Below are 21,447 nucleotides of genomic sequence, written 5' to 3' on the forward strand. Positions count from 1 at the left end.
CACGCGCGCATGAACAAAAAGCCCACGCATTGCGTGGGCTTTTTGTTTGCGCTCCCGCACGTCACGCGCGAGCCGTCAAATCTCGATCTTCGTTCCCAGTTCCACGACCCGGTTAGCCGGGATGCTGAAGAAGTCGGTCGGCTTCGCGGCGTTCTGATGCATCCACGCGAACACACGCTCGCGCCATACCGACATGCCCGGCAATTGCGTCGGCACCACCGTTTCGCGCGCGAGGAAGAATGACGTGTCCATCAATTCGAAGCTCATGTCGTGCGTGCGGCCGACGTCGAGCAGCACCGCCTTCACGTCGGGCGTTTCGTTAAAGCCGTAGGCTGCCTTCACCAGCCACAGGCCACCGTTCATGTCCTTCACGGTCACGCGATCGGCGTCCTTCACGTACGGAATGTCGCGCGTGACGAAGGTCAGAAAGATCGTGCGCTCGTGCAGCACCTTGTTGTGTTTCAGATTGTGCAGCAGGCTCACCGGCACCAGCGAATCGCTGCCGGTCAGATAGATCGCGGTGCCCGACACGCGATGCGGCGGATGCGCGAGCAGGCCTTGCAGGAACGGCATCAGCGGAATACCGTCGGCGGCCGTGCGTTCCTTCACGATCATCCTGCCCTTGAACCACGTCATCAGCAGGAAGAACAGCAGGCCGCCGATGCACAGCGGCAACCAGCCGCCCTCTTCGACCTTCAGCAGGTTCGCGCCGAAAAAGCCCAGGTCGACCACCATGAACACGCCGATGATGAGCCCAACGAGCAGTTTGTTCCAGTTCCACACCTTCACCATCACGACGCAGGCAAGGATCGTCGTGATCACCATCGTTGCCGTCACCGCGATACCGTACGCGGCCGCCAGATTGTCCGAGCTCTTGAACGCGATCACGATGCACAGGATGATGAACAGCAGCATCCAGTTCACGACCGGCACATAGATCTGCCCGATCGCGAGTTCGGACGTGTGCAGGACCTTCATGCGCGGCACGTAGCCGAGCTGGATCGCCTGGCTCGTCAGCGAGTACGCGCCCGAAATCACCGCCTGCGACGCGATCACCGTCGCGACCGTCGACAGCACGACGAGCGGCAACAACGCCCAGTCCGGCGCGAGCAGGAAGAACGGATTTTCGATCGCCTTTGGGTCGTGCATCAGTAGCGCGCCCTGGCCGAAGTAGTTCAGCACGAGCGAAGGCATCACGAGCACGTACCACGCCATGCGGATCGGCTGCGCGCCGAAGTGGCCCATGTCCGCGTACAGCGCCTCCGCGCCGGTCAGCACCAGCACGACCGAGCCGAGCACCACGTAGGCCTGCAGCACGTGCGCGGCCATGAACGTGTACGCGTAGTAGGGATTGAGCGCCTGGATCACATTCGGCGACTGCATGATGTGCCACAGGCCGAGCACGGCGAGCACGAGGAACCAAAGCGTCATGATCGGCCCGAACAGACGGCCGACCGTGGCCGTGCCGTGCCGCTGGATCCAGAACAGCACGATCAGGATCACGACGGTCAGCGGAATCACCAGATGCGCCAGATGCGGCGCGGCGATTTCGAGACCTTCGACCGCCGAGATCACCGAGATTGCCGGCGTGATCACCGCGTCGCCGTAAAACATGCAGGCGCCGAAGATGCCGAGCATCATCAGAAGGCCGGCCATTTTCGATTTCTGATCGACCGAGCGCATCGCCAGCGCCATCAGCGCGAGGACGCCGCCCTCGCCGTTGTTGTCGGCGCGCATCACGAACAGCACGTACTTGACGCCGACCACGATCACGATTGCCCAGAACAGCAGCGAAATAACGCCAAGGATCGACTGATCGGTCAACGGGATGCCGTGCGACGGACTGAAGGCTTCCTTCAGCGCGTACAACGGGCTCGTACCGATGTCGCCGAACACCACTCCGATCGCGGCAATCGCAAGGGAAGGCAGTGGCTGTTTGTGTACGTGATTGTTATCTGTCATGGACGCGAGGAAATCCGTTCCCGGGCGGAAAAAACGACCGCTATTTTAAACTGCCCATCCGGTACCGCCCGGCTTGTTGTGGATACGCCACGTGGATGTCCGCGCAGTGTAGCACTGCGATATGGACGCGCCTGTCGCGGTGCGGACGTCCTGGCGCCGCGCGTGACGATCGGGTAGGAGGCGGGGTTGCCCCCGCCGTCCTCCCACAACACCGGACGTACGGATCACGTATCCGGCGTTTCCTGACGACTGGATTGCTCCAGCGAGCTTCGTTTCGTTCGTCGTGTCGCCTGTCGTTCAATGGACACCCCAACCTCTCTCAGGCTTCCGGCCGTCAAGTTTGATCGCAGGCTCCCGGCTGTGCCGAGACTTGTGCCCAAACGCTCAGAGAGCACGCGTGACTATCCACTCTCGTCAGGTTCGGCCCTTCACTGCTCCGGTTCCGAGCCGCTACTATGGCCTCTGCTGACTCCCGCCAGCCCATCCCGGCACCTTGCGATGCCAGTAGCACAAGGCAGACTGACGGGGCTCCCAGGGTAATGCGCGCGACCTTCCTGCTTATGCCTGTCGGATCTACGTCGTGGCGTTCCGTGCAAGTATTGGGCTTTACAGATCTTGGACTGCTCACCCCGCCACACCGCCTGATATCCGCTTCCTGTTCGTCAGGCCAGCATTTTGCCTGCGGCTTCCTTCAGATTCCGCCTTACGACGGACACCCTTGCCGTTCAGCTAGCACTTCCCCTTGCCGGGTGTGCAGAGGACTTTCACCCCCAAGTCATCCGGCTCGCCACCACAGCGGGTCGGACAGCGCCAGTCACGGCGCTACGCGCCATGCCTGGCGCACCATAAAAAAACGGAGCCCGACTGGGCTCCGTTTTGTGACACCGCGATGCCGCACGAGATCCGATGCGACAAAGCGTGAGGCGCGCGGCTTCGCGTCAATTGCCCGACGCCTCATCGGCCTGGGCGATGCCGCGCTTGATCCACGCGCCGAGGTTGTGCGGACGCACCGTGTCCCACTCCTCGAACGGCTGATGAATCCACGGGTTGGTCGGCAGATACTGCACGTGGTAATCGGGCTTCACCTTCGAGCAGCCCTTGTACCACAGCACGGCCGAGCGCACCGCGGTGATGGCCGGATAGCGTTCCTTCAGATGCTGCTGCACGCGCGCGAGCGTGACGCCCGAATCGACGAGGTCGTCGACGAGCAGCACGTTACCGTGCAGTTCGCCGCGCGTCATCGTGATGTATTGCGCGATGTCGAGTTCGCCCTGCTGCGTGCCCGCTGCCTCGCGATAAGAGCTCGTTGCCAGAATCGCCAACGGCAGATCGTAGATGCGCGACAGCTGGTCGCCGACGCGCAGACCGCCGCGCGCGAGGCACAGGATCTTGTCGAACTTCCAGCCCGATTCGTGCACGGCAAGTGCGAGCATCTCGATCAGCCGGTGATATTCGTCCCAGCCGACCCACAGGTTCTTGTCGTCGTTGCGCGGATCTTTCATCGCGATCATGGGTACACCTTGCATCGCTTAGACCTTGAATGGATGACGCAGCAGAATCGTTTCGTCGCGGTCCGGACCGGTGGAGACCATGTCGATCGGAATGCCCGCGACTTCCTGCACGCGCGTCAGGTACGCACGCGCGTTGGCGGGCAGCTTGTCCCACTCCTTGATGCCGACCGTGCTTTCCTTCCATCCCGCAAAGGTTTCGTAGACCGGTACGCAGCGCGCGACTTCCGTCGCGCCACGCGGCAGCAGATCGACGTTGTGGCCGTCGATCGTGTAGCCGACGCACAGCTTCACTTCGTCGAGACCGTCGAGCACGTCGAGCTTGGTCATGCACAGCCCCGTCACGCCGTTGATCTGGATCGAGCGACGCAGCGCGGAGACGTCGAGCCAGCCGGTGCGGCGCGGACGGCCGGTGACCGAGCCGAATTCCTTGCCGACGGTGGCGAGTTCGAGGCCGATCGGGTCCTGGCGCGAGGCATTGTCCGCATCGTACAGTTCGCTCGGGAACGGGCCCGAACCGACACGCGTGCAGTACGCCTTCGTGATGCCGACGATGTAGTTGAGCTTCTGCGGACCCACGCCCGCGCCCGCCGTCGCGGCACCCGCGACGCAGTTGCTCGAGGTGACGAACGGATAGGTGCCATGGTCGATGTCGAGCAGCGTGCCCTGCGCGCCTTCGAACAGCAGATTGCCGCCGTTCGCGTTGACGTCGTAGAGACGGCGCGACACGTCGGTGACCATCGGCTTCAGTCGGTCGGCGTAGCTCAGCATCGTGTCGAGCGTTTGCTGGAAGTCGACCGCGGCAGCGCCGAGGTACTGTGTGAGCACGAAGTTGTGATAGTCGAGGTTTTCGCGCAGACGCTCGGCGAAGGCTGGTGCGTCGAACAGGTCCTGCACGCGCAGGCCGCGGCGCGCGACCTTGTCTTCGTAGGCCGGGCCGATGCCGCGGCCGGTCGTGCCGATCTTGCTCGCGCCGCGGCGCGCTTCGCGGCCCTGGTCGATCGCGACGTGGTACGGCAGGATCAGCGTGGTGGCTTCGGAAATGAACAGGCGCTTCTGGACGTCGATGCCGGCGGCTTCGAGTTCGCCGATTTCCTTGAACAGCGCTTCCGGCGACAACACGACGCCATTGCCGATGTAGCACGCGACGCCGGGATGCATGATGCCCGACGGAATCAGACGCAAGATGGTTTTCTTGCCGCCGATGATAAGCGTGTGACCGGCATTGTGACCGCCCTGGAAGCGAACGACGCCCTGAGCGTGGTCCGTCAGCCAGTCGACGATCTTGCCCTTGCCTTCATCACCCCATTGGGTACCCACGACGACGACGTTGCGCCCGGGGTTCACATTCACTGCGCTGGCAGACATGTTGTTTCGTAAGCTGGTTAAAAACGTATTTTACCTAGGTTCGCGGAAGCTTCCGGAATTTTTCCGTTTCCGCTCAACGGTATGCACGTTATGTTGAGTATTGGGAGGGATGCGCGGCCGCGCAGAGTCGCTCGACCGCGCGCGATTCGGGCGGTGGTTGCGCCGCCCTCGGGCGAGCGTCGGGGGACGGGTCCCCGGCAGCGTAGATCGGAACGCGCGGCTCAAGCGCGCGGTTCAACCACCCATGCGCCATTGCGCTCGACCAGCACCCGGTCGAACGCGAATTCATCGAGATCGTGCTTGTGGCCAGGCAGCGCCTGGATTACCACTTCACCGCCATCGCGCAATGCCGCGACCGCCACGCGCAACGCTTCGTCGTGCCGCCACGGCGCGAGGATCGCGCTGCTGCGCGCTTCGACCGGCGAGATCCGCGCGACTTCGCGCAGATCCAGCGAAAAGCCGGTTGCCGCGCGAGCGCGGCCATAGGCCTGACCGACGTGGTCGTAACGGCCGCCGCGCGCGACCGCGTTCGGCACGCCGTCCACGTAAGCGGAGAACATCACACCGCTGTGGTACGCGTAGCCACGCAGATCGGCGAGGTCGATCATCACTTCGGCGCCGTCGACCTGGCTCGCGAGGAACGCGAGGTCGTCGAGCGCGCGGGCGATCGCCGGTGAATTCGGCAGACGCGCGCGGGCCTCTTCGAGCACCGACGCGTCGCCGTACAGCGTCGGCAGCGCGCGCAGCGCATCGCGAATCACCGGCGAGAATTGCGCGGTCATCTCGACCAGACGCGGCACGTCCTTGCCGGCCAGCGCGTCGTAGAGCGCCGGGCCCAGTTCCTCGGCGGCCGGCTCGGCTTCGATCAGCGCGGCCAGCACGCCCGCGTGACACAGGTCCAGACGCACCTTCGCGAGGCCGGCGAGACGCAGCGCGTCGAGCATCAGCTGCTGGATTTCGAGGTCCGCTTCGAGCCCCGCGTGGCCGTAGATTTCCGCACCGATCTGGATCTGCTCACGCGTCGCATGCAGGCCGCGCGGGCGCGTATGCGCGACGTTGCCCGCATAGCAAAGACGCGTGACGCCTTGGCGGTTCAGCAGATGCGCGTCGATGCGCGCGACCTGCGGCGTGATGTCGGCGCGCAGACCGAGCGTGCGGCCCGACAGCTGATCGACGAGCTTGAAGGTGCGCAGATTTAGATCGTGCCCACCGCCCGTCAGCAGCGACTCGATGTATTCGAGCAGCGGCGGCATCACCATCTCGTAGCCGTACGAGCGGAAACGGTCCAGCAAATGACGCCGCAATTCTTCGATCTTGCGGGCCTCCGACGGCAGCACGTCGGCGATATTCTCAGGAAGCAACCAGGTCGACATCGATACAGTCCTACGGCGTTGAACACGGCGTCTTGCAGCGCCGATGATGAGTGTGAATGACGTAGAGCGGCTTGATTCTGGCGGCTGACACAGACGCCCGGGCGGCGCTTTGCGGCACGCGCGCGACGCGCGGCGGCGTGGCCGGTCAGTACGCGTTTTGCTCGGGCCGGCAAAACACGCCGCAACACGCGGCGTTCGTCAGACAAGCAAGCCGGCTTCAGGTCGCGATGAACAGTAGAACCAGCCCGAGCAACATCACGATGAGCCCTCCGACACGAATCTGATGCGGCGGTCGTTCCGCTATTTTACGGAACGTGTCGCGCCAGGCGGTTGGAAAAACGAACGGAAACATCCCCTCGATAATCAGCATCAGCGCGATCGCGAGCAATAACGAACCAGCTATGTCCATGCGAGTGAAGCGGCCGCGATGCGGATGCCGCGGCCTTCGGTAATCAGCGTTTGCGCGCAGCAGGCGCGGAAGCGTCCGGGGCGACGCCGCCGGTCGGGCTACGCATGAAGCGGAAGAACTCGCTACTGGAGTCGACCACGATCAGGTCGCCCGGCTTGAAGGTCTTCCGGTACGCCTGCATGCTTTGATAAAACTGGTAGAACTGCGGATCCTTGCCGAACGCTTCGGCAGCGATCTCCGCGGCCTTTGCATCGCCTTCGCCGCGAATGCCCTGCGCCTGCGCGAGGCCGTCGGCGAGCACCGCCTGCTGCTTCGCGAGCGCGTCCGCGCGGATCTGGTTCGCTTCGGCGGCGCCCTTCGCTCGCTCGTCCACCGCGACCTGCTTGCGCGCGGCGATCATGCGCTTGAATACCGAGTCGGCCACCGCTGCCGGGAAATCGACGCGCGTGAGTTGCACATCCACGACCGATACGCCGAGCGATGCCGCGCCCTTGTCCATCGCACCGCGGGCCTGTTCGGCGATCGCCGGTTGTTTGGCGAGCGCGTCGGACAGCGTGAACTTGCCGAACGCGTCGCCGAGCGCGCCGCGCGACAGCAGCGCGAGCCGGTCGGGCAGACTCTGCGGATCACCCTTCGTTTCGGCGATCAGCTTCAGCGGATCGGTCACGCGGAACTTGATCACCGGGTTGACCAGCAGATCGGTTTTGTCGGACGTGACGTAATGATCTTCGTCGGGTGCGTCGAGCGACTGGATGCGATTGTCGACGAACGCGACCGTTTGCAGCGGCGGCGGCAGCTTCACGTGCAGCCCCGGGCCGAGCAGCGTGGGCGTCGCGTCGCCGCGCCCGGACAACACAGCCATATGCCGTTGATCGACGACGAACACCATCGACGATGCCGCGAACAGCACGATGACGAGCGCGACGACGAGCGCAATGATTCGGTTCATATTCTTGTGCGCTCCTTATTGAACGTCGTCTTCGCGCATGCGATTGCGGAACGCTTCGCGCGAGCGCAGCGACGCGGCGCTCGGCCGGCTCGCTGGCGCAGGCGCGGAAGCGGCGGGTGCGGATGCGCCATCGGCGGCGGAGCCTGCCGCGGCACCGGTCTCAGCGGCCGACGCGGCCGACGGCGCGGCCGCACTCGCCGCTTGCGGCGCGCCCGCGACAGCAGGACCCGAAGCGGCGGCGCCCGCCGCCGCGGCCTGGCGTTCGCGATTCTGCTCGACGAGCCTGTCGAGCGGCAGATACAGCACGTTGTTGCCGTTCTTCGCGTCGACGAACACCTTGGTCGCGTTCGCGTAAATCTGCTGCATGGTTTCCATGTACAGGCGGAAGCGCACGACGGCCGGCGCCTTCGCGTATTGGGCGTAGACCTGGTTGAAGCGCTCGGCCTCGGCCTGCGCCTGCGCGACCGTGGTCTGGCTATAGGTTTTGGCTTCCTGGACCTGACGATCGACGTCGGCCTGCGCGCGCGGCAGAAGATCGGCCGCATAAGCCTGCGCATCGCGTTTCGCGCGTTCGTTTTCGTCGTGCACCTTCGCAGCGTCGGCGAACGCGGGTTGCACCTGCTCGGGCACCTGCACGCTCTGGATCGTCACGCCCGTGACTGCCAGACCGGACTGGTCCTGATCGAGCGATTGCTGGATCGCCGCGATCAGCTGCTGGCGCAAAGTTTCGTGATCCTGATCGAGGATATCGCTAGTGCTCTGCGCGCCGACGATGCCGCGCACCGCCGCCTGCGCGGCATGCATCACGCTCTGATCGGGATCGACGCTGCGAAACAGAAAGTCGTTGGGCTTGCGCACCTGGTACTGCACGGCGAAGCGCACGTCGACGATGTCGCCGTCGTGCGTGAGCATTGACGCGTCCTTCACGTTCGCGAGACGCACCACATTGCTACGGCCGATCTCGACCTGGCGGATCTGCCCGACATTGACGAACTCGTGGGACTCGAACGGAAACGGCAGACGCCAGTGCACGCCCGGCTCCGCGGTATAGCGATACTTGCCGAACTGCAGCACGACGGCCGCCTGGCCATCCTGCACGACGAACACACCGCTGCCGAGATAGATCGCGATCAGCACGCCGATCACGATGCCGACGCCGATGCGCGCGCCACGGCCGTTGTCAGGACGGCCACCGCCGACACCGCCGCCCCTGCGCCCGAAAATCCGGGACAGACGGCGATTGAATTCGCGCCACATTTCGTCGAGGTCGGGCGGACCTTCACCGTCGCGTGCCGGTCGCTTCGGATCGTTCGGCCGTTGCCGGTCGCCGTTGCCGTCGCCCCGGCCCCAACGCGGATCGTTCAGTGAAAGCAAGGCGCGCATACGCAGCCAGATACTCCGCTCGTTGTAATCGTTCACCTGTGTTCGTTCACCAGAGTAGACAGCGGGTCAGTGCAATTGGAACGGGTCAGTGCCCGAGTTCTGGAACCTTGCGGTCGTCGCGCAGTTGCGCCGCGCGGTCATCTTGCGACGCATCGAGCGGCATGTCGGCAAGCGGTTCGGCTGTAGCGATTTCGGCGATGGCAGCGCGCAATGCATCCAGCCCCTGCCCGGTGCGCGCGCTCAAAAAGACGCGCGAAATATTACCATACTCGTCCCGCTCGACCGCGTCGCCACGGGCTGCCAGCTCTGGCACCGCGTCGATCTTGTTGAACACGAGCACCTGACGGATCGTGTCCGCGCCGATCGCGTGCAACACCTCGTTGACCTGATCGATCTGGTCGAGCCGCACCGCGCTCGATGCATCGACGACATGCAGCAGCAGGTCCGCGTGAATGGTTTCCTCGAGCGTCGCGCGGAACGCGGCGACGAGCTGGTGCGGCAGCTCGCGGATGAAACCGACGGTATCGGACACCACCACCTGCCCCGCTTCGTCGCCCAGATACACGCGCCGCGAGGTGGTATCGAGCGTGGCGAACAACTGGTCGGCGGCATACGCCTGCGCCTTGGTCAGCGCGTTGAAGAGCGTCGATTTGCCGGCGTTCGTGTAGCCGACGAGCGACACCGACATCGTCTGGTTGCGATGCCGCGCCCGGCGTTGCGTGCCATGCTGGCGGCGCAGCTTGTCGAGGCGGATCTTGAGCGCCTTGATGCGCTCGCCGATCAGCCGGCGGTCGGTTTCGAGCTGCGTCTCGCCTGGACCGCGCAATCCGATACCGCCCTTCTGACGTTCGAGGTGGGTCCACGCGCGAATCAGCCGGGTCGACAGATATTGCAGCTGCGCGAGTTCGACCTGCAGCTTGCCTTCGTGGCTGCGCGCGCGCTGCGCGAAAATGTCGAGGATCAGACTGGTGCGATCGACCACGCGCCGATTAAGCGCCCGCTCCAGATTGCGCTGCTGCGCAGGCGCCAGAGCATGGTTGAAGATCACGAGTTCGATGTCGTTTGCTTCGCACGCAAGGCGCAATTCTTCGGCCTTGCCGCTGCCGACGAACATCTTCGCGTCGGGACTGGAACGGCGTCCGGTGAGGGTGACCAGGGGGTTCGCGCCCGCGCTGTGCGCGAGCAGGCTGAGTTCTTCGAGACTGGCTTCGAAATCGATCTTGCCGAAGTCGATGCCAACGAGCGCTGCATTGATCAAATTGGAGGGTATCAAAATGACGCGGCCGGGAGTGATCGCCAACGGGCGACAGTGTGCCGGCCGCGGCGAGGGTTAGGACTGTTCGGAATCCGGGTGGAAATTCACCGGACGGGCAGGCACGACCGTCGAAATGGCGTGCTTGTAGACCATCTGGGTGACCGTATTCCGGAGCAACACGACGTACTGGTCGAACGATTCGATGTTCCCTTGAAGCTTGATGCCGTTGACCAGGTAGATCGACACCGGCACATGCTCTTTACGCAGTGCGTTCAAAAACGGGTCTTGTAACAATTGCCCTTTGTTGCTCATAGCAAACTCCGTATTTTTTTGCAGGTTGACTGAATTGACGGCGAAGGAAAAAGAGATCCGCCGCCAACCGCTACACTATAGCTGATTTTCATTTCGACGCGCGGGCCCGGGACCCCCGGCCAAACCCAGCATACACGCGGGTTTCAGCCCAGCTTTAAGACCAGCTTCAGCTTGCTTCAGCCTTTGTCCGCGTAAGGGTTCGTCGACGATCTGAACTCTATTCGCAATGGAGTCCCCGTCAGCTTGAAAGTTTCCCGGAAGCGATTTTCGAGGTACCGCTTATACGTGTCGGTGATCGCGTCGAGCGCATTGCCGTGAATCACGATAATCGGCGGATTCTGTCCGCCCTGGTGTGCGTAACGCAGCTTCGGACGCACTGGACCGCGACGGCGCGGCTGCTGGAATTCGACCGCCTCGATCAGCGCGCGCGTCAGCTTCGGCGTCGGCAGCTTCGACATCGCGGCCGTGTACGCGTCGTCGACCGAACGCATCAGCGGCCCGATTCCGGTTTTTTCCGCGGCGGAAATGAAATGGAATTTGGCGAAGTCCAGAAATTTTAGTTTGCGTTCGAGGTCGGCTTTGGTGCGCTCGCGCACATGCGGATCGAGACCGTCCCATTTGTTCACGCCAACCACCAGCGCGCGGCCCTGCTCGACGACGAAGCCAGCGATGTGCGCATCCTGATCCGAGATGTCCTGACGCGCGTCGAGCAGCAGGATCACGACGTTCGCATCGGAGATCGACTGCAGCGTCTTCACGACCGAGAACTTTTCGATCGCCTCGAACACCTTGCCGCGGCGGCGCAGGCCGGCCGTGTCGATCAGCGTATACGGCTTGCCGTTGCGCTCGAAATCGACGTAGATCGAGTCGCGCGTAGTGCCGGGCATGTCGAACGCGATCACGCGCTCTTCGCCGACCAGCGCATTGATCAGCGTCGACTTACCAACGTTCGGCCGGCCGACGATGGCGATCTTCACGCCGCGCGCTTCCTTGTCTTCCTCGCTCTCTTCCGGCTGACCGGCATACGCGACTTCGAGCGCCTCGTTGATCATGTCGGTGACGCCGTCGCCGTGCGCGGCCGAAATCGCGCGCGGATCGCCGAGACCGAGTTCGTAGAAGTCGGCCGCGACGTTGGCGTACTTCATGCCCTCGGCCTTGTTCACGACGAGGAAGATCGGCCGGCCAACCTTGCGCAGATAGTCGGCGATCGACTTGTCCTGCGGCGCGAGACCGTTGCGCCCATCGACGATGAACACGACGACGTCCGACTCCTCGACCGCCTGGCGGGTCTGGCGCGCCATCTCGTGCAGGATGCCGTCTTTCGCGACCGGCTCGAAGCCGCCGGTGTCGACGACCAGATACGGCCGCTCGCCGGCGCGTCCTTCGCCGTAATGGCGATCGCGCGTGAGACCGGGCAGGTCGGCAACCAGCGCATCACGCGAACGCGTAAGGCGGTTGAACAGCGTGGATTTCCCCACATTGGGGCGCCCAACGAGGGCAATAACGGGTTTCATCTGATGTTGTTCACGGTGAAACGCGGGATCGCAACCGATCGCGCGCGTAGCGACGCCAGGCGGGCGCCACGGGGTGGCGTTCTGACGAAATTATCACGAATTCAGCCTGCTCCGGATGCGCGATCGATATGCGCATCCAGGCGGACGGGCGTGGGCTGCACAGACGCCGCCGGGGGCGCCTGCTTCAGACCGGGCTGCTCGACGGCTGACGCGCTCGTGTTCGAGGGCGTCTTTAATTTGCAAGGCCGTCGACGAAGCGCACGCGCCGCCTTGCATGCCGGCGGCCACAGCCTCGATCCGACTTGCCGGACCAGCCCGTCCGGCGATTTTTTCTATTGAGCCTGCCCGATCACGCGACGGGCAGCGTGGCAACCCGCAGGAGCCGCACGCCAAAGCCGGCGCAGACTTCAATTAAAAAGCGCGCGGCCGGCAAAGCCGGCCTGCGCGCCTGACATCATCTATCGCGATCAGCGCGGACGATAGCCGAACAGGCCGCCGTCGCGCGTCTGTACGACCAGCGTGTCGCCAGCCAGCACCGGCGCCGCGGTAATCGCGCTGCCGTCGGTCTTCACTCGTGCGACGAGCGTGCCGTCGACGGTCGACAGGAAATGCACGAAGCCCTTGTAGTCGCCGAACACGGCCGCGCGGCCGAGCAGCGTCGGCACGCTCAGGTCGCGGTTCTTCAGCGTGTCGTTCTTCCACAGCACCGAGCCGTTGTTCACGTCGAATGCGGACACGACCGACCAGTCGTCGGCGGCGACCACGCTGCGCTCATCCTGTGCGAGGCCGGTCGTGCTCGAGAACGGCTTGCCCCACAGCGCGCGGCCCGAGTTGGCGTCGAAACAGCCAATCTGGCCCTGGAACGTCACCGCGCAGGTCTCCGAACCCACCAGCGTGGGCGGGCCGGTCACGTCGTTGATACGCTCGACCTCGGTCACGCCCTTCGGATATGACACCGGCGTTTGCCAGTAGGCTTCGCCCGTCTGCAAGTTGATCGCGGCGAACGAGCCGCCCGGGAAGCCGGCCAGCACGGCCGCGTCACCTGCGAACGTCATGCCCGACGACACGCGCAGGTTCAGCGGCACCGCGCGGTTGCGGAAGTTCCACTTCTGCTCGCCGGTTTGCGCGTTGAACGCGACGATCTGGCCGTCGATCGTGCGCACGATCACGAGGCCGTTGCCGACGAGCGGCGGCGTAATGATCTCGCCCGGCGCCTTCGCGGTCCACAGCTGCTTGCCGTCCGCGCCTAGCACGTACACGTCGCCCTTCAAGCCACCGACCGCGGTGAGCGTGCCATCGCTGCCGACGCCCGCCGACAGATCATCGTGCAACTTGACGCGCCACACGTCCTTGCCCGTTTGCGCGTCGATCTTGGCGACCGTGCCATTCGTGCCGGCAGCATACACGGCATTGCCGACCGCAACCGGCGAGAACAGGTAGCGGCCCGCCTTGCCGACACTCGCCGACCAGGTCTGCTGCACGTCGAGCACGGGTTTGAACTCGGTGAGCGGCGTCGGCACACGGCGCTCGTCTTTCGTGGATGAGCAAGCCGCCAGCGTGAGAACGGTCATCGCACAGATAACGGGCACGGCGTAACGTTTCAGCAGATTCATCGGTGGACGAAGCATTCAGGAAATTGGATTAAAGGAGACCGCCTTGCGGTCGTGGCTCGCGGCGCGCTGCGCGGGACGCTCAGCCGCCAAGTGCATCCAGCTTGAACTGGATCAGCTGGCGCGCCGAACTGTCGCTGTTCGACAGCGAGTCGAGCGCGAGCTTGTAGGCCGCGCGCGCGTCGTCGCGCTTGCCTTGGGCGGCGAGCAGGTCGCCGCGGCGGTCCGCCACGACGCCCTTGAAGGCATCGGATTGTGGCTCGGCCAGGAGCGCGAGGCCCTGGTCGTATGCCTTGTCGTCGAGCAGCAGCGATGCCATGCGCAGCTTCGCGATCTGCTTGAACTCGTCGTCCTTCGCGTGATCGATCGTCCATTGCAGCTGCGCTTTCGCGCCGGCTTCGTCGCCAGCGGCGTACAGCGCCTTGGCGGCGCCGAGCGCGGTCATCTGCGCGTAGGCAGTACGGCCGAACTTGTCTTCCATGTCGGCGGCGACGCGCGCAATCTGCGCCTTATCGCCCGATGCCGCGGCTTGCTGAACCTGGTCATACAGCACCGCGGCTTCCGCGGCCTGACGACGCTGCCAGAAATTCCAGCCGTTCCAGCTCGCGCCTGCCAGCAACACCACCAGCACGATCCACGTGGTCGCATTGCCCCACTGCGTCCACCATGCCTTCAGACTTTCGATCGATTCTTGTTCGTCGTGGTAACTCATTGCCCGGCGATTTCCTCATTCTTGCTACGTGTGCGTGTCGAGCCAGCCGGCCCAACGACATCGCGATCAGTCGTCGCCGTCTTCGGCGGATGCAACCATCGCATTGATTAGATATTCGGTCAAGTCTTCGGCGGGCACGTTCTGTTGCTCGTTCTTACCGCCGTGGGCTTGCGTATCGCGCAGCGGTTTCACGCCGACCGTGCCGTTGGCGATCTCATCTTCGCCGAGCACGACCGCGAACGCGGCGCCGCTCGCGTCGGCGCGCTTCATCTGCGACTTGAAGCTTGCCGACTGACCGTCCGCGCTGCAATGCAGGATCACGTCGAGACCGGTATCGCGCAGACGCTCGGCGATGATGAACGCCTGCTCGCGCGCGGTGTCGCCCTGATGGACCACGTACACGTCGCAACCTTCGTCTTCCGGCACGAGCTGTTCTTCCTTAAGCAGCTCGAGAATCCGCTCGACGCCCATCGCCCAGCCGCACGCAGCCGTCGGCTTGCCGCCGAGCTGTTCGATCAGCGGATCGTAGCGGCCGCCCGCCGCGACCGTGCCTTGCGCGCCGAGTTTGTCGGTCACCCACTCGAACACGGTCAGATTGTAGTAATCGAGACCGCGCACGAGACGCGGATTGATCGTGAACGGAAGGTTGTTCGCCTTCAGCAGACGCTGCAGAGCTTCGAAGTGCGCGCGCGATTCTTCCCCAAGAAAATCGATCAGCTTCGGCGCGTTCCGCGCAACTTCCTGCAGCGCAGGATTCTTCGTATCGAGCACGCGCAGCGGGTTCGTATAGAGACGGCGCTTCGCGTCTTCGTCGAGCACGTCCATGTGCTTTTCGAGATACGCGATCAGTTCGACACGATGCGCGGCGCGCTCTTCAGCGAGGCCCAGCGAGTTGATTTCGAGCTTGATGCCAGTCAGGCCGAGGTCGTCCCACAGACGCTGGCACATCATGATGATTTCCGCGTCCGCATCCGGACCCGCGAAACCGAGCGCCTCGACACCGACCTGGTGGAACTGGCGATAACGGCCGCGCTGCGGACGCTCGTGACGGAACATCGGACCGATATACCACAGACGCTTCGGGCCATCGTACAGCATGTTGTGTTCGATCGACGCGCGCACCACGGCCGCCGTGTTTTCCGGGCGCATCGTCAGGTTTTCGCCGTTCAATGCGTCGGTGAAGCTGTACATCTCTTTTTCGACGATGTCGGTCACTTCGCCGATACCGCGTGTGAACAGCTGCGTATGCTCGACGATCGGCGTGCGGATATTCTGGTATCCGTACGAACGCAGCATCGACTTGACGGTGGTTTCGAAAAATTCCCAGAGCCCGGCTTCCTGCGGAAGGATGTCGTTCATGCCCTTCACGCCAGACAGCTTCTCGAGCTTTTTCTTCTGTTCAGTCATCTGTGTTTCGATAGCCGGTTTTTAGTTGAGCGCGTCGGCGCGGCCATAGCGCCGCTCGACGTAGTCGCTCACGATTTGCTGGAATTCTTGCGCGATGTTCTCGCCGCGCAGCGTCTTCACCTTTTCGCCGTCGATGAACACTGGCGCGGCCGGATTCTCGCCCGAGCCCGGCAGGCTGATGCCGATATTCGCCTGCTTCGATTCGCCCGGACCATTGACGATGCAGCCCATCACCGCGACGTGCATCTGCTCGACGCCGGGATACTGGTCGCGCCACACCGGCATCTGCTGACGCAGGTAGGTCTGGATCTGCGACGCGAGTTCCTGGAACAGCGTGCTCGTGGTGCGCCCGCAGCCGGGGCACGCGATCACCATCGGCGTGAACGACCGGAGGCCCATGGTCTGCAGAATTTCCTGACCGACGATCACTTCGCCTGTGCGCGACGCGCCCGGTTCCGGCGTCAGCGAAATACGGATCGTATCGCCGATGCCCTGCTGCAGCAGAACCGACAGCGCCGCGGTTGACGCGACGATGCCCTTCGAACCCATGCCCGCTTCGGTCAGGCCAAGATGCAGCGCGAAATCGCAACGGCGCGCGAGTTCGCGGTACACGGCAATCAGATCCTGCACGCCGCTGACCTTGCACGACAGGATGATCTGGTCGCGCCCGAGGCCGAGTTCGACCGCACGTTCCGCCGAGCCGATCGCCGACTGGATCAGCGCTTCGTACATCACGCTTTGCGCTTCCCACGGAGTGGCGCGCGAGCCGTTTTCGTCCATCATCTTCGCGAGCAGGTCCTGGTCGAGGCTGCCCCAGTTCACGCCGATGCGCACCGGCTTGTCGTATTTGACCGCCGTCTCGATCATCTGCGCGAACTGCGTGTCGCGCTTCGCGCCGTGCCCGACGTTGCCCGGATTGATCCGGTACTTCGACAGCGATTCCGCGCAGCCCGGATAGTCGCGCAGCAGCAGGTGGCCGTTGTAATGGAAGTCGCCGACGAGCGGCACCATCACGCCCATGCGGTCGAGTTGCTCGCGGATCGCCGGCACGGCCGCCGCCGCTTCCGGCGTATTCACGGTGATACGCACCAGTTCGGACCCGGCTTGCGCCAGTTCCTTGATCTGGATAGCGGTACCGATCACGTCGGCGGTGTCGGTGTTGGTCATCGACTGCACGCGCACCGGCGCATCGCCGCCGATGGTCACGAGCTCGCCGCCCCAGCGGACGTTGACCGCATGCGACTTGCGTCGCATCGCGGGGCCGCCGAACACCGGCTCGTCTGAAACGATCTTGCTACAGGATTGGGACTGAGCGTCGGTTTGCATCGAAAAACCCATTTACGCCGCACGCGCTATGCAAAAACGCAGCGCCTGAATTGAAAAAGCGCCGCGGACCGGTTGACCGCGGCGCATACCGTATCTGTCAAGGCAGCGCAAAGCGCGCCACGTTGCCCTTGGCTGTCGCATATTTCGACGGATCGACCGGCTGGCCGTCGAGCGTCACCGACTCGAGACCCGCCTTGTTGCCGACCGTGACCTTGAACGGACCGACACCCGTCACTTGCTTCGGATCGCCGGCATGCACGAGGCCGGAAAACAGTTCCTTGCCGTTCTTGTCACGCACGCTGAACCAGCTGTCCTGTGTCACGCGCAGCGCGACGACCGCCTCGCCGAGCGCTGGCGTGACCGCCGGTGCCGACGCGTTCGCCACGACCGCCGGTGCATTTGCGCTCTCCATGGCGGCCTGTGCCTGAGCCTGCGAGCCGGCCTTCGGTGCCGCGGCCGTCGGTGCCGGCGTTGCCGCCGTATTCGCTGCCGGGGCCGAGCCCGGCGCGGTGCCAGTGACAAGCGGAGCCGGCATCGGCGTTGCCGACGCAGACACCGCATTATCCGCGCTCGCCGCGTTGTCAGCCGTGGCCGCCGCGTCCGGCGCCGATGCCCCTTGCGCCGCCGTCGCCGGACCCTGAGCGACCGCGCCCGAAGCCGCCGTGTCGCTGATAGTCGAACTATTCGCGCTTGCCTTCAGGCGCGCGAGCCACGCGGACGAATCACCGCCGTTAGTGCGCCACATCCCGAGTGCGATGACCGCGACGACGATCGCCGCAATGCCCCACAGCCACGAACGGCTCTTATGCCCGCCGTCACCGAGCGACAGCGAAACCTTGCCGCGCGGCAGATCCTTGCCCGATGACGCCGGCATCGACAAATTCGGCGCCGGCACGCCCTTCTCGCGACGCAGCGCCGCCGTAAAAGGCGCCGGATCGGCGCCCAGCATTTTCGCGTAGCTGCGCACGACGCCGAGTGCGAACGTCGTGTCCGGCAGATGGCTGACGTCGCCCGCCTCGAGCGCGCTCAGCTTGACGACCGACACCTTCAGCCGCGCCGACACGTCCTCGATAGTCCAGCCTTTCGCCTCGCGCAACTGGGTCAAGCGCGCGCCAACCGCTGCCAACGAATCAAGGGCCGGCTGCACGACAGGCTGGACCACCGCCCTTGCAACGGGTGCCGGATGGCCATCGCTCGTGTCTGTCTCGTGCGGCTGCGGGTGCTGCGGCTCACTCATCCCAAATCCTTTCGCGTCGATTCTTTTAATCGTGCGACCGGACGGGCTCGAGCGTCACGTCCAAATCGCAGACCGTTTATAACAAAATGTGCGGCTTTGTGTACCGCTCCCGATCGATTCTGCAAACTTTCTTTTAATCGCCGGTGGCATGGGAGCATTTTTGCGCTCGCGGTACTTTCCGCCGAACGCCGACGCCCTGCCGCCCCTCGCGATTACACGGCGTTACACGGCGCGAACCTCGATCACCTTCGCCGCCTTCCCGGTGCGCTCAGCAAGACGCGTGCGGTCTTTCACCGCGCCGGCCAGCTGACCGCAGGCAGCATCGATATCGTCGCCGCGGGTCTTGCGCACAGTGGTGACCACGCCAGCGTCCATCAACACCTGCGCAAACCGCTTGATCTGTTCCGGCTTCGAACGGATAAGGCCCGATTCGGGGAACGGATTGAACGGAATCAGATTGAACTTGCACGGCACGTTACGCGTGACGGCGAGCAACTCGCGCGCGTGCGCCTCGCTGTCGTTCACGCCATCGAGCATGCAGTATTCGAACGTAATGAAATCTCGCGGCGCGACTTTCAGATAGCGCTCGCACGCCGCCATCAGCTCGCGCAGCGGGTACTTTTTGTTGAGCGGCACCAGCACGTCGCGCAGCGCGTCGTTCGAGGCATGCAGCGACACCGCGAGCGCCACGGGCAGATCCGCGCCGAGCCGGTCCATCATCGGTACGACGCCCGAAGTGGACAACGTAACGCGCCGGCGCGACAGGCCGTACGCATTGTCGTCGAGCATCAGGCGCATGGCCGGCACGACCGCGTCGTAATTGAGCAGCGGCTCGCCCATCCCCATCATCACGACGTTCGTGACGACGCGCTCGCCCTTGCCGTCGCCCCCCATCGCGCGGCCGCCAGCATCACCACGCGACGCGCGCAGCGCAAACTCAGCCATGCGCAACTGGCCGATGATTTCGCCGGTGGTGAGATTGCGGGAGAACCCCTGCTTGCCGGTCGAGCAGAACCGGCAGTTGACCGCACACCCAGCCTGTGACGACACACACAGCGTGCCGCGCGTTTCTTCGGGGATGTAGACGGTTTCAACGGCGTTGCCGTTTCCGACGTCGATCAGCCACTTGCGTGTACCGTCCGACGAAACGTGGTCGCTGACGACGCCCGGCATCGTGATCGCGGCGCGCCCTTTGAGCTTTTCGCGCAAGGACTTCGCGAGATCGGTCATGCCGTCGAAGTCGGCAGCGTTGTATTGATGAATCCAGCGCTGCAATTGCTTGGCGCGAAACGGTTTCTCGCCCAGACTGTCGCAATAGGCGACGAGCCCTTGGGCGTCGAGGTCGAGAAGGTTGACGGAGGGACTGCTCGTCATATCGAATCCTGCCATTTCATTGCGAGACTACGTTCATGCAACAAGCTGCATGAACGCCGTGCCCGTTCGCGCCCATTCCTGCTGCTTTTACCTTACTACTTTGCCGTGCAACGCGCGCGATTCATGCGATAAAACAATTCGGCTGCACGAAACGCGCCAGGCGGACACGGCTTACGACCGAGGCCAGTGCCTGACCTCAGCGCGAGGCGCTCAACGCGAGTAGACGTTGACTTGGGGGAAGAAGAATGCGATTTCAATCGCGGCCGTTTCCGGTGCGTCCGAGCCGTGCACCGCGTTGGCGTCGATGCTGTCCGCAAAGTCGGCACGGATCGTGCCCTTTTCTGCCTTCTTCGGGTCAGTCGCACCCATCAGATCACGGTGTTTCAGGATCGCGTTTTCGCCTTCCAGCGCCTGCACGATCACCGGACCCGAGATCATGAATTCGACGAGGTCCTTGAAGAACGGACGTGCTGCGTGCACGGCGTAGAACTTCTCGGCGTCAGCACGCGACAGATGAACCATGCGCGATGCCACGATCTTCAGACCAGCGTTTTCAAAACGGGTATAGATCTGGCCGATCACGTTCTTGGCCACTGCGTCCGGTTTGATAATCGACAGGGTGCGCTCGATCGCCATAAAAACTCCAAAAAATTAAGAAGTTACAGATTCAAATGAATCCGCTATTGTAGCATGTTCCCGTGCATCATTGCGATTGAACCCTTACAGCACTGAAAGGATCAAAGCAAAGGGCGCGAAATACTGGTAGCGTAGGCGATGTGGGCGACTGGAGGTATTGAAACTCCGTGCTGCCGCGCTAATCTTACGGATGAACGGTGCGCCCGCCGGCGCTTCGCAAATTGCCGTATCACCATCACGAAACACGCTTCCGAGGTAAGGAGAGATCATGAACGAACATCCGTATATGTTTGGCCGCAACGGCGCGGTCAGCACGGTCGAAACACGCAACCGCGTGCTGCGGAATACCTACTGGCTGCTCGCGCTGTCCATGATTCCGACCGTGCTCGGCGCGTGGGTGGGTCTTGCCACCGGCTTCTCACTGTTTGCCGCCACCAGCCCCGCCATGAGCATGCTGGCATTCTTCGCGATCGCCTTCGGCTTCATGTTCGCGATCCAGCGCACCAAGGACAGCGCCGTCGGCGTCTTCGTACTGCTCGGCTTCACGTTCTTCATGGGGCTGATGCTGTCGCGCATTCTCGCGTTCGTGCTCGGCTTCTCGAACGGCCCGTCGCTGATCATGCTCGCTTTTGGTGGCACCGGTGTGATCTTCGCGGCCATGGCGACCATCGCCACGGTCAGCAAACGTGACTTCTCGGGCCTCGGCAAGTGGCTCTTCATGGGCGTGATCGTGATCCTGCTGGCTTCGGTCGCGAACGTGTTCCTGCAACTGCCGGCGCTGATGCTGACGGTTTCAGTCATGGCAATCGTGATCTTTTCCGTCTACATCATGTTCGACGTGCAGCGCGTCGTGAACGGCGGCGAGACGAATTACATCACGGCGACGCTGGCGATCTACCTGGATCTGTACAACGTGTTCGTCAATCTGCTTGCGCTGCTCGGCATTTTTGGCGGCAACCGCAATTAAGTTTGCCCGGTCGTGCGGCGTGCCCCACGCCGCACTCGACGCTCAAATTAGAAGCCCATAACGATTGCTCGTTATGGGCTTTTTCATTACCTGACCACCCGGCGCATGGCGTGCAGCGCGACCGGACGCCAACCGGGCGCCACAG

The 21,447-nt window shown here is 63.5% G+C and carries 18 protein-coding genes; 1 reads left to right on the plus strand and 17 read right to left on the minus strand.

The window, feature by feature from the left end; translation table 11 throughout:
- Positions 1-75: 75 nt before the first annotated feature.
- The 17 genes from OKW27_RS21560 to ndk all read right to left on the minus strand — a co-directional run bounded on the left by OKW27_RS21560 (position 76) and on the right by ndk (position 20,335).
- On the minus strand, positions 76-1,962 hold the full coding sequence (locus tag OKW27_RS21560; RefSeq protein ID WP_090800715.1) for a potassium transporter Kup: 1,887 nt from the start codon (positions 1,960-1,962) through the stop codon (positions 76-78).
- 938 nt (positions 1,963-2,900) lie between these two features.
- A complete protein-coding gene (locus OKW27_RS21565) occupies positions 2,901-3,473 on the minus strand; it encodes a phosphoribosyltransferase (protein ID WP_167368598.1) in 573 nt (190 codons plus the stop codon).
- 18 nt (positions 3,474-3,491) lie between these two features.
- On the minus strand, positions 3,492-4,838 hold the full coding sequence (locus OKW27_RS21570) for an adenylosuccinate synthase (RefSeq protein ID WP_429334805.1): 1,347 nt from the start codon (positions 4,836-4,838) through the stop codon (positions 3,492-3,494).
- A 221-nt stretch (positions 4,839-5,059) separates the two neighbouring features.
- Complete coding sequence (locus OKW27_RS21575) at positions 5,060-6,211, minus strand: ATP phosphoribosyltransferase regulatory subunit (protein WP_429334806.1); 1,152 nt, start codon at positions 6,209-6,211, stop codon at positions 5,060-5,062.
- Positions 6,212-6,428: 217 nt separating this feature from the next.
- Entirely contained in the window at positions 6,429-6,620 is a 192-nt protein-coding gene (locus tag OKW27_RS21580; protein WP_090800720.1) for a DUF2065 domain-containing protein, read from the minus strand.
- Between the two features lie 43 nt (positions 6,621-6,663).
- Entirely contained in the window at positions 6,664-7,569 is a 906-nt protein-coding gene (hflC, locus tag OKW27_RS21585; protein WP_090800721.1) for a protease modulator HflC, read from the minus strand.
- Positions 7,570-7,584: 15 nt separating this feature from the next.
- On the minus strand, positions 7,585-8,988 hold the full coding sequence (gene hflK / locus OKW27_RS21590; protein ID WP_090800723.1) for an FtsH protease activity modulator HflK: 1,404 nt from the start codon (positions 8,986-8,988) through the stop codon (positions 7,585-7,587).
- Between the two features lie 49 nt (positions 8,989-9,037).
- The gene (gene hflX, locus OKW27_RS21595; RefSeq protein ID WP_429334807.1) at positions 9,038-10,225 is read right to left on the minus strand and encodes a GTPase HflX; all 1,188 of its coding nucleotides are present in this window, start codon (positions 10,223-10,225) and stop codon (positions 9,038-9,040) included.
- Between the two features lie 57 nt (positions 10,226-10,282).
- A complete protein-coding gene (gene hfq, locus OKW27_RS21600; RefSeq protein WP_006051315.1) occupies positions 10,283-10,519 on the minus strand; it encodes an RNA chaperone Hfq in 237 nt (78 codons plus the stop codon).
- A 176-nt stretch (positions 10,520-10,695) separates the two neighbouring features.
- Complete coding sequence (gene der, locus OKW27_RS21605; protein ID WP_184022435.1) at positions 10,696-12,033, minus strand: ribosome biogenesis GTPase Der; 1,338 nt, start codon at positions 12,031-12,033, stop codon at positions 10,696-10,698.
- A gap of 467 nt (positions 12,034-12,500) precedes the next feature.
- Positions 12,501-13,646: an outer membrane protein assembly factor BamB gene (gene bamB, locus OKW27_RS21610; protein ID WP_429334808.1), complete on the minus strand. Its 1,146-nt coding sequence runs from the start codon at positions 13,644-13,646 to the stop codon at positions 12,501-12,503.
- A 79-nt stretch (positions 13,647-13,725) separates the two neighbouring features.
- Entirely contained in the window at positions 13,726-14,355 is a 630-nt protein-coding gene (locus OKW27_RS21615) for a YfgM family protein (RefSeq protein ID WP_090800729.1), read from the minus strand.
- 66 nt (positions 14,356-14,421) lie between these two features.
- Positions 14,422-15,762, minus strand: a complete 1,341-nt coding sequence (hisS, locus tag OKW27_RS21620; protein ID WP_090800731.1) for a histidine--tRNA ligase — start codon at positions 15,760-15,762, stop codon at positions 14,422-14,424.
- 21 nt (positions 15,763-15,783) lie between these two features.
- The gene (gene ispG / locus OKW27_RS21625; protein WP_090800733.1) at positions 15,784-17,100 is read right to left on the minus strand and encodes a flavodoxin-dependent (E)-4-hydroxy-3-methylbut-2-enyl-diphosphate synthase; all 1,317 of its coding nucleotides are present in this window, start codon (positions 17,098-17,100) and stop codon (positions 15,784-15,786) included.
- An 85-nt stretch (positions 17,101-17,185) separates the two neighbouring features.
- Positions 17,186-18,325, minus strand: a complete 1,140-nt coding sequence (locus tag OKW27_RS21630; protein WP_429334809.1) for a helix-turn-helix domain-containing protein — start codon at positions 18,323-18,325, stop codon at positions 17,186-17,188.
- A 222-nt stretch (positions 18,326-18,547) separates the two neighbouring features.
- On the minus strand, positions 18,548-19,699 hold the full coding sequence (gene rlmN, locus OKW27_RS21635) for a 23S rRNA (adenine(2503)-C(2))-methyltransferase RlmN (protein WP_184057301.1): 1,152 nt from the start codon (positions 19,697-19,699) through the stop codon (positions 18,548-18,550).
- Positions 19,700-19,909: 210 nt separating this feature from the next.
- Entirely contained in the window at positions 19,910-20,335 is a 426-nt protein-coding gene (gene ndk, locus OKW27_RS21640; protein ID WP_429334810.1) for a nucleoside-diphosphate kinase, read from the minus strand.
- Between the two features lie 268 nt (positions 20,336-20,603).
- Here ndk and OKW27_RS21645 point away from each other — a divergent pair, with 268 nt between their 5' ends.
- Positions 20,604-21,302 (plus strand): Bax inhibitor-1/YccA family protein, encoded by a 699-nt coding sequence (locus OKW27_RS21645; RefSeq protein WP_090800739.1) that lies wholly within the window; start codon positions 20,604-20,606, stop codon positions 21,300-21,302.
- Positions 21,303-21,447 lie beyond the last annotated feature (145 nt).

The sequence above is a fragment of the Paraburkholderia sp. 35.1 genome, from assembly GCF_050436525.1.
GTDB classification, from domain to species: Bacteria; Pseudomonadota; Gammaproteobacteria; order Burkholderiales; family Burkholderiaceae; genus Paraburkholderia; species Paraburkholderia tuberum.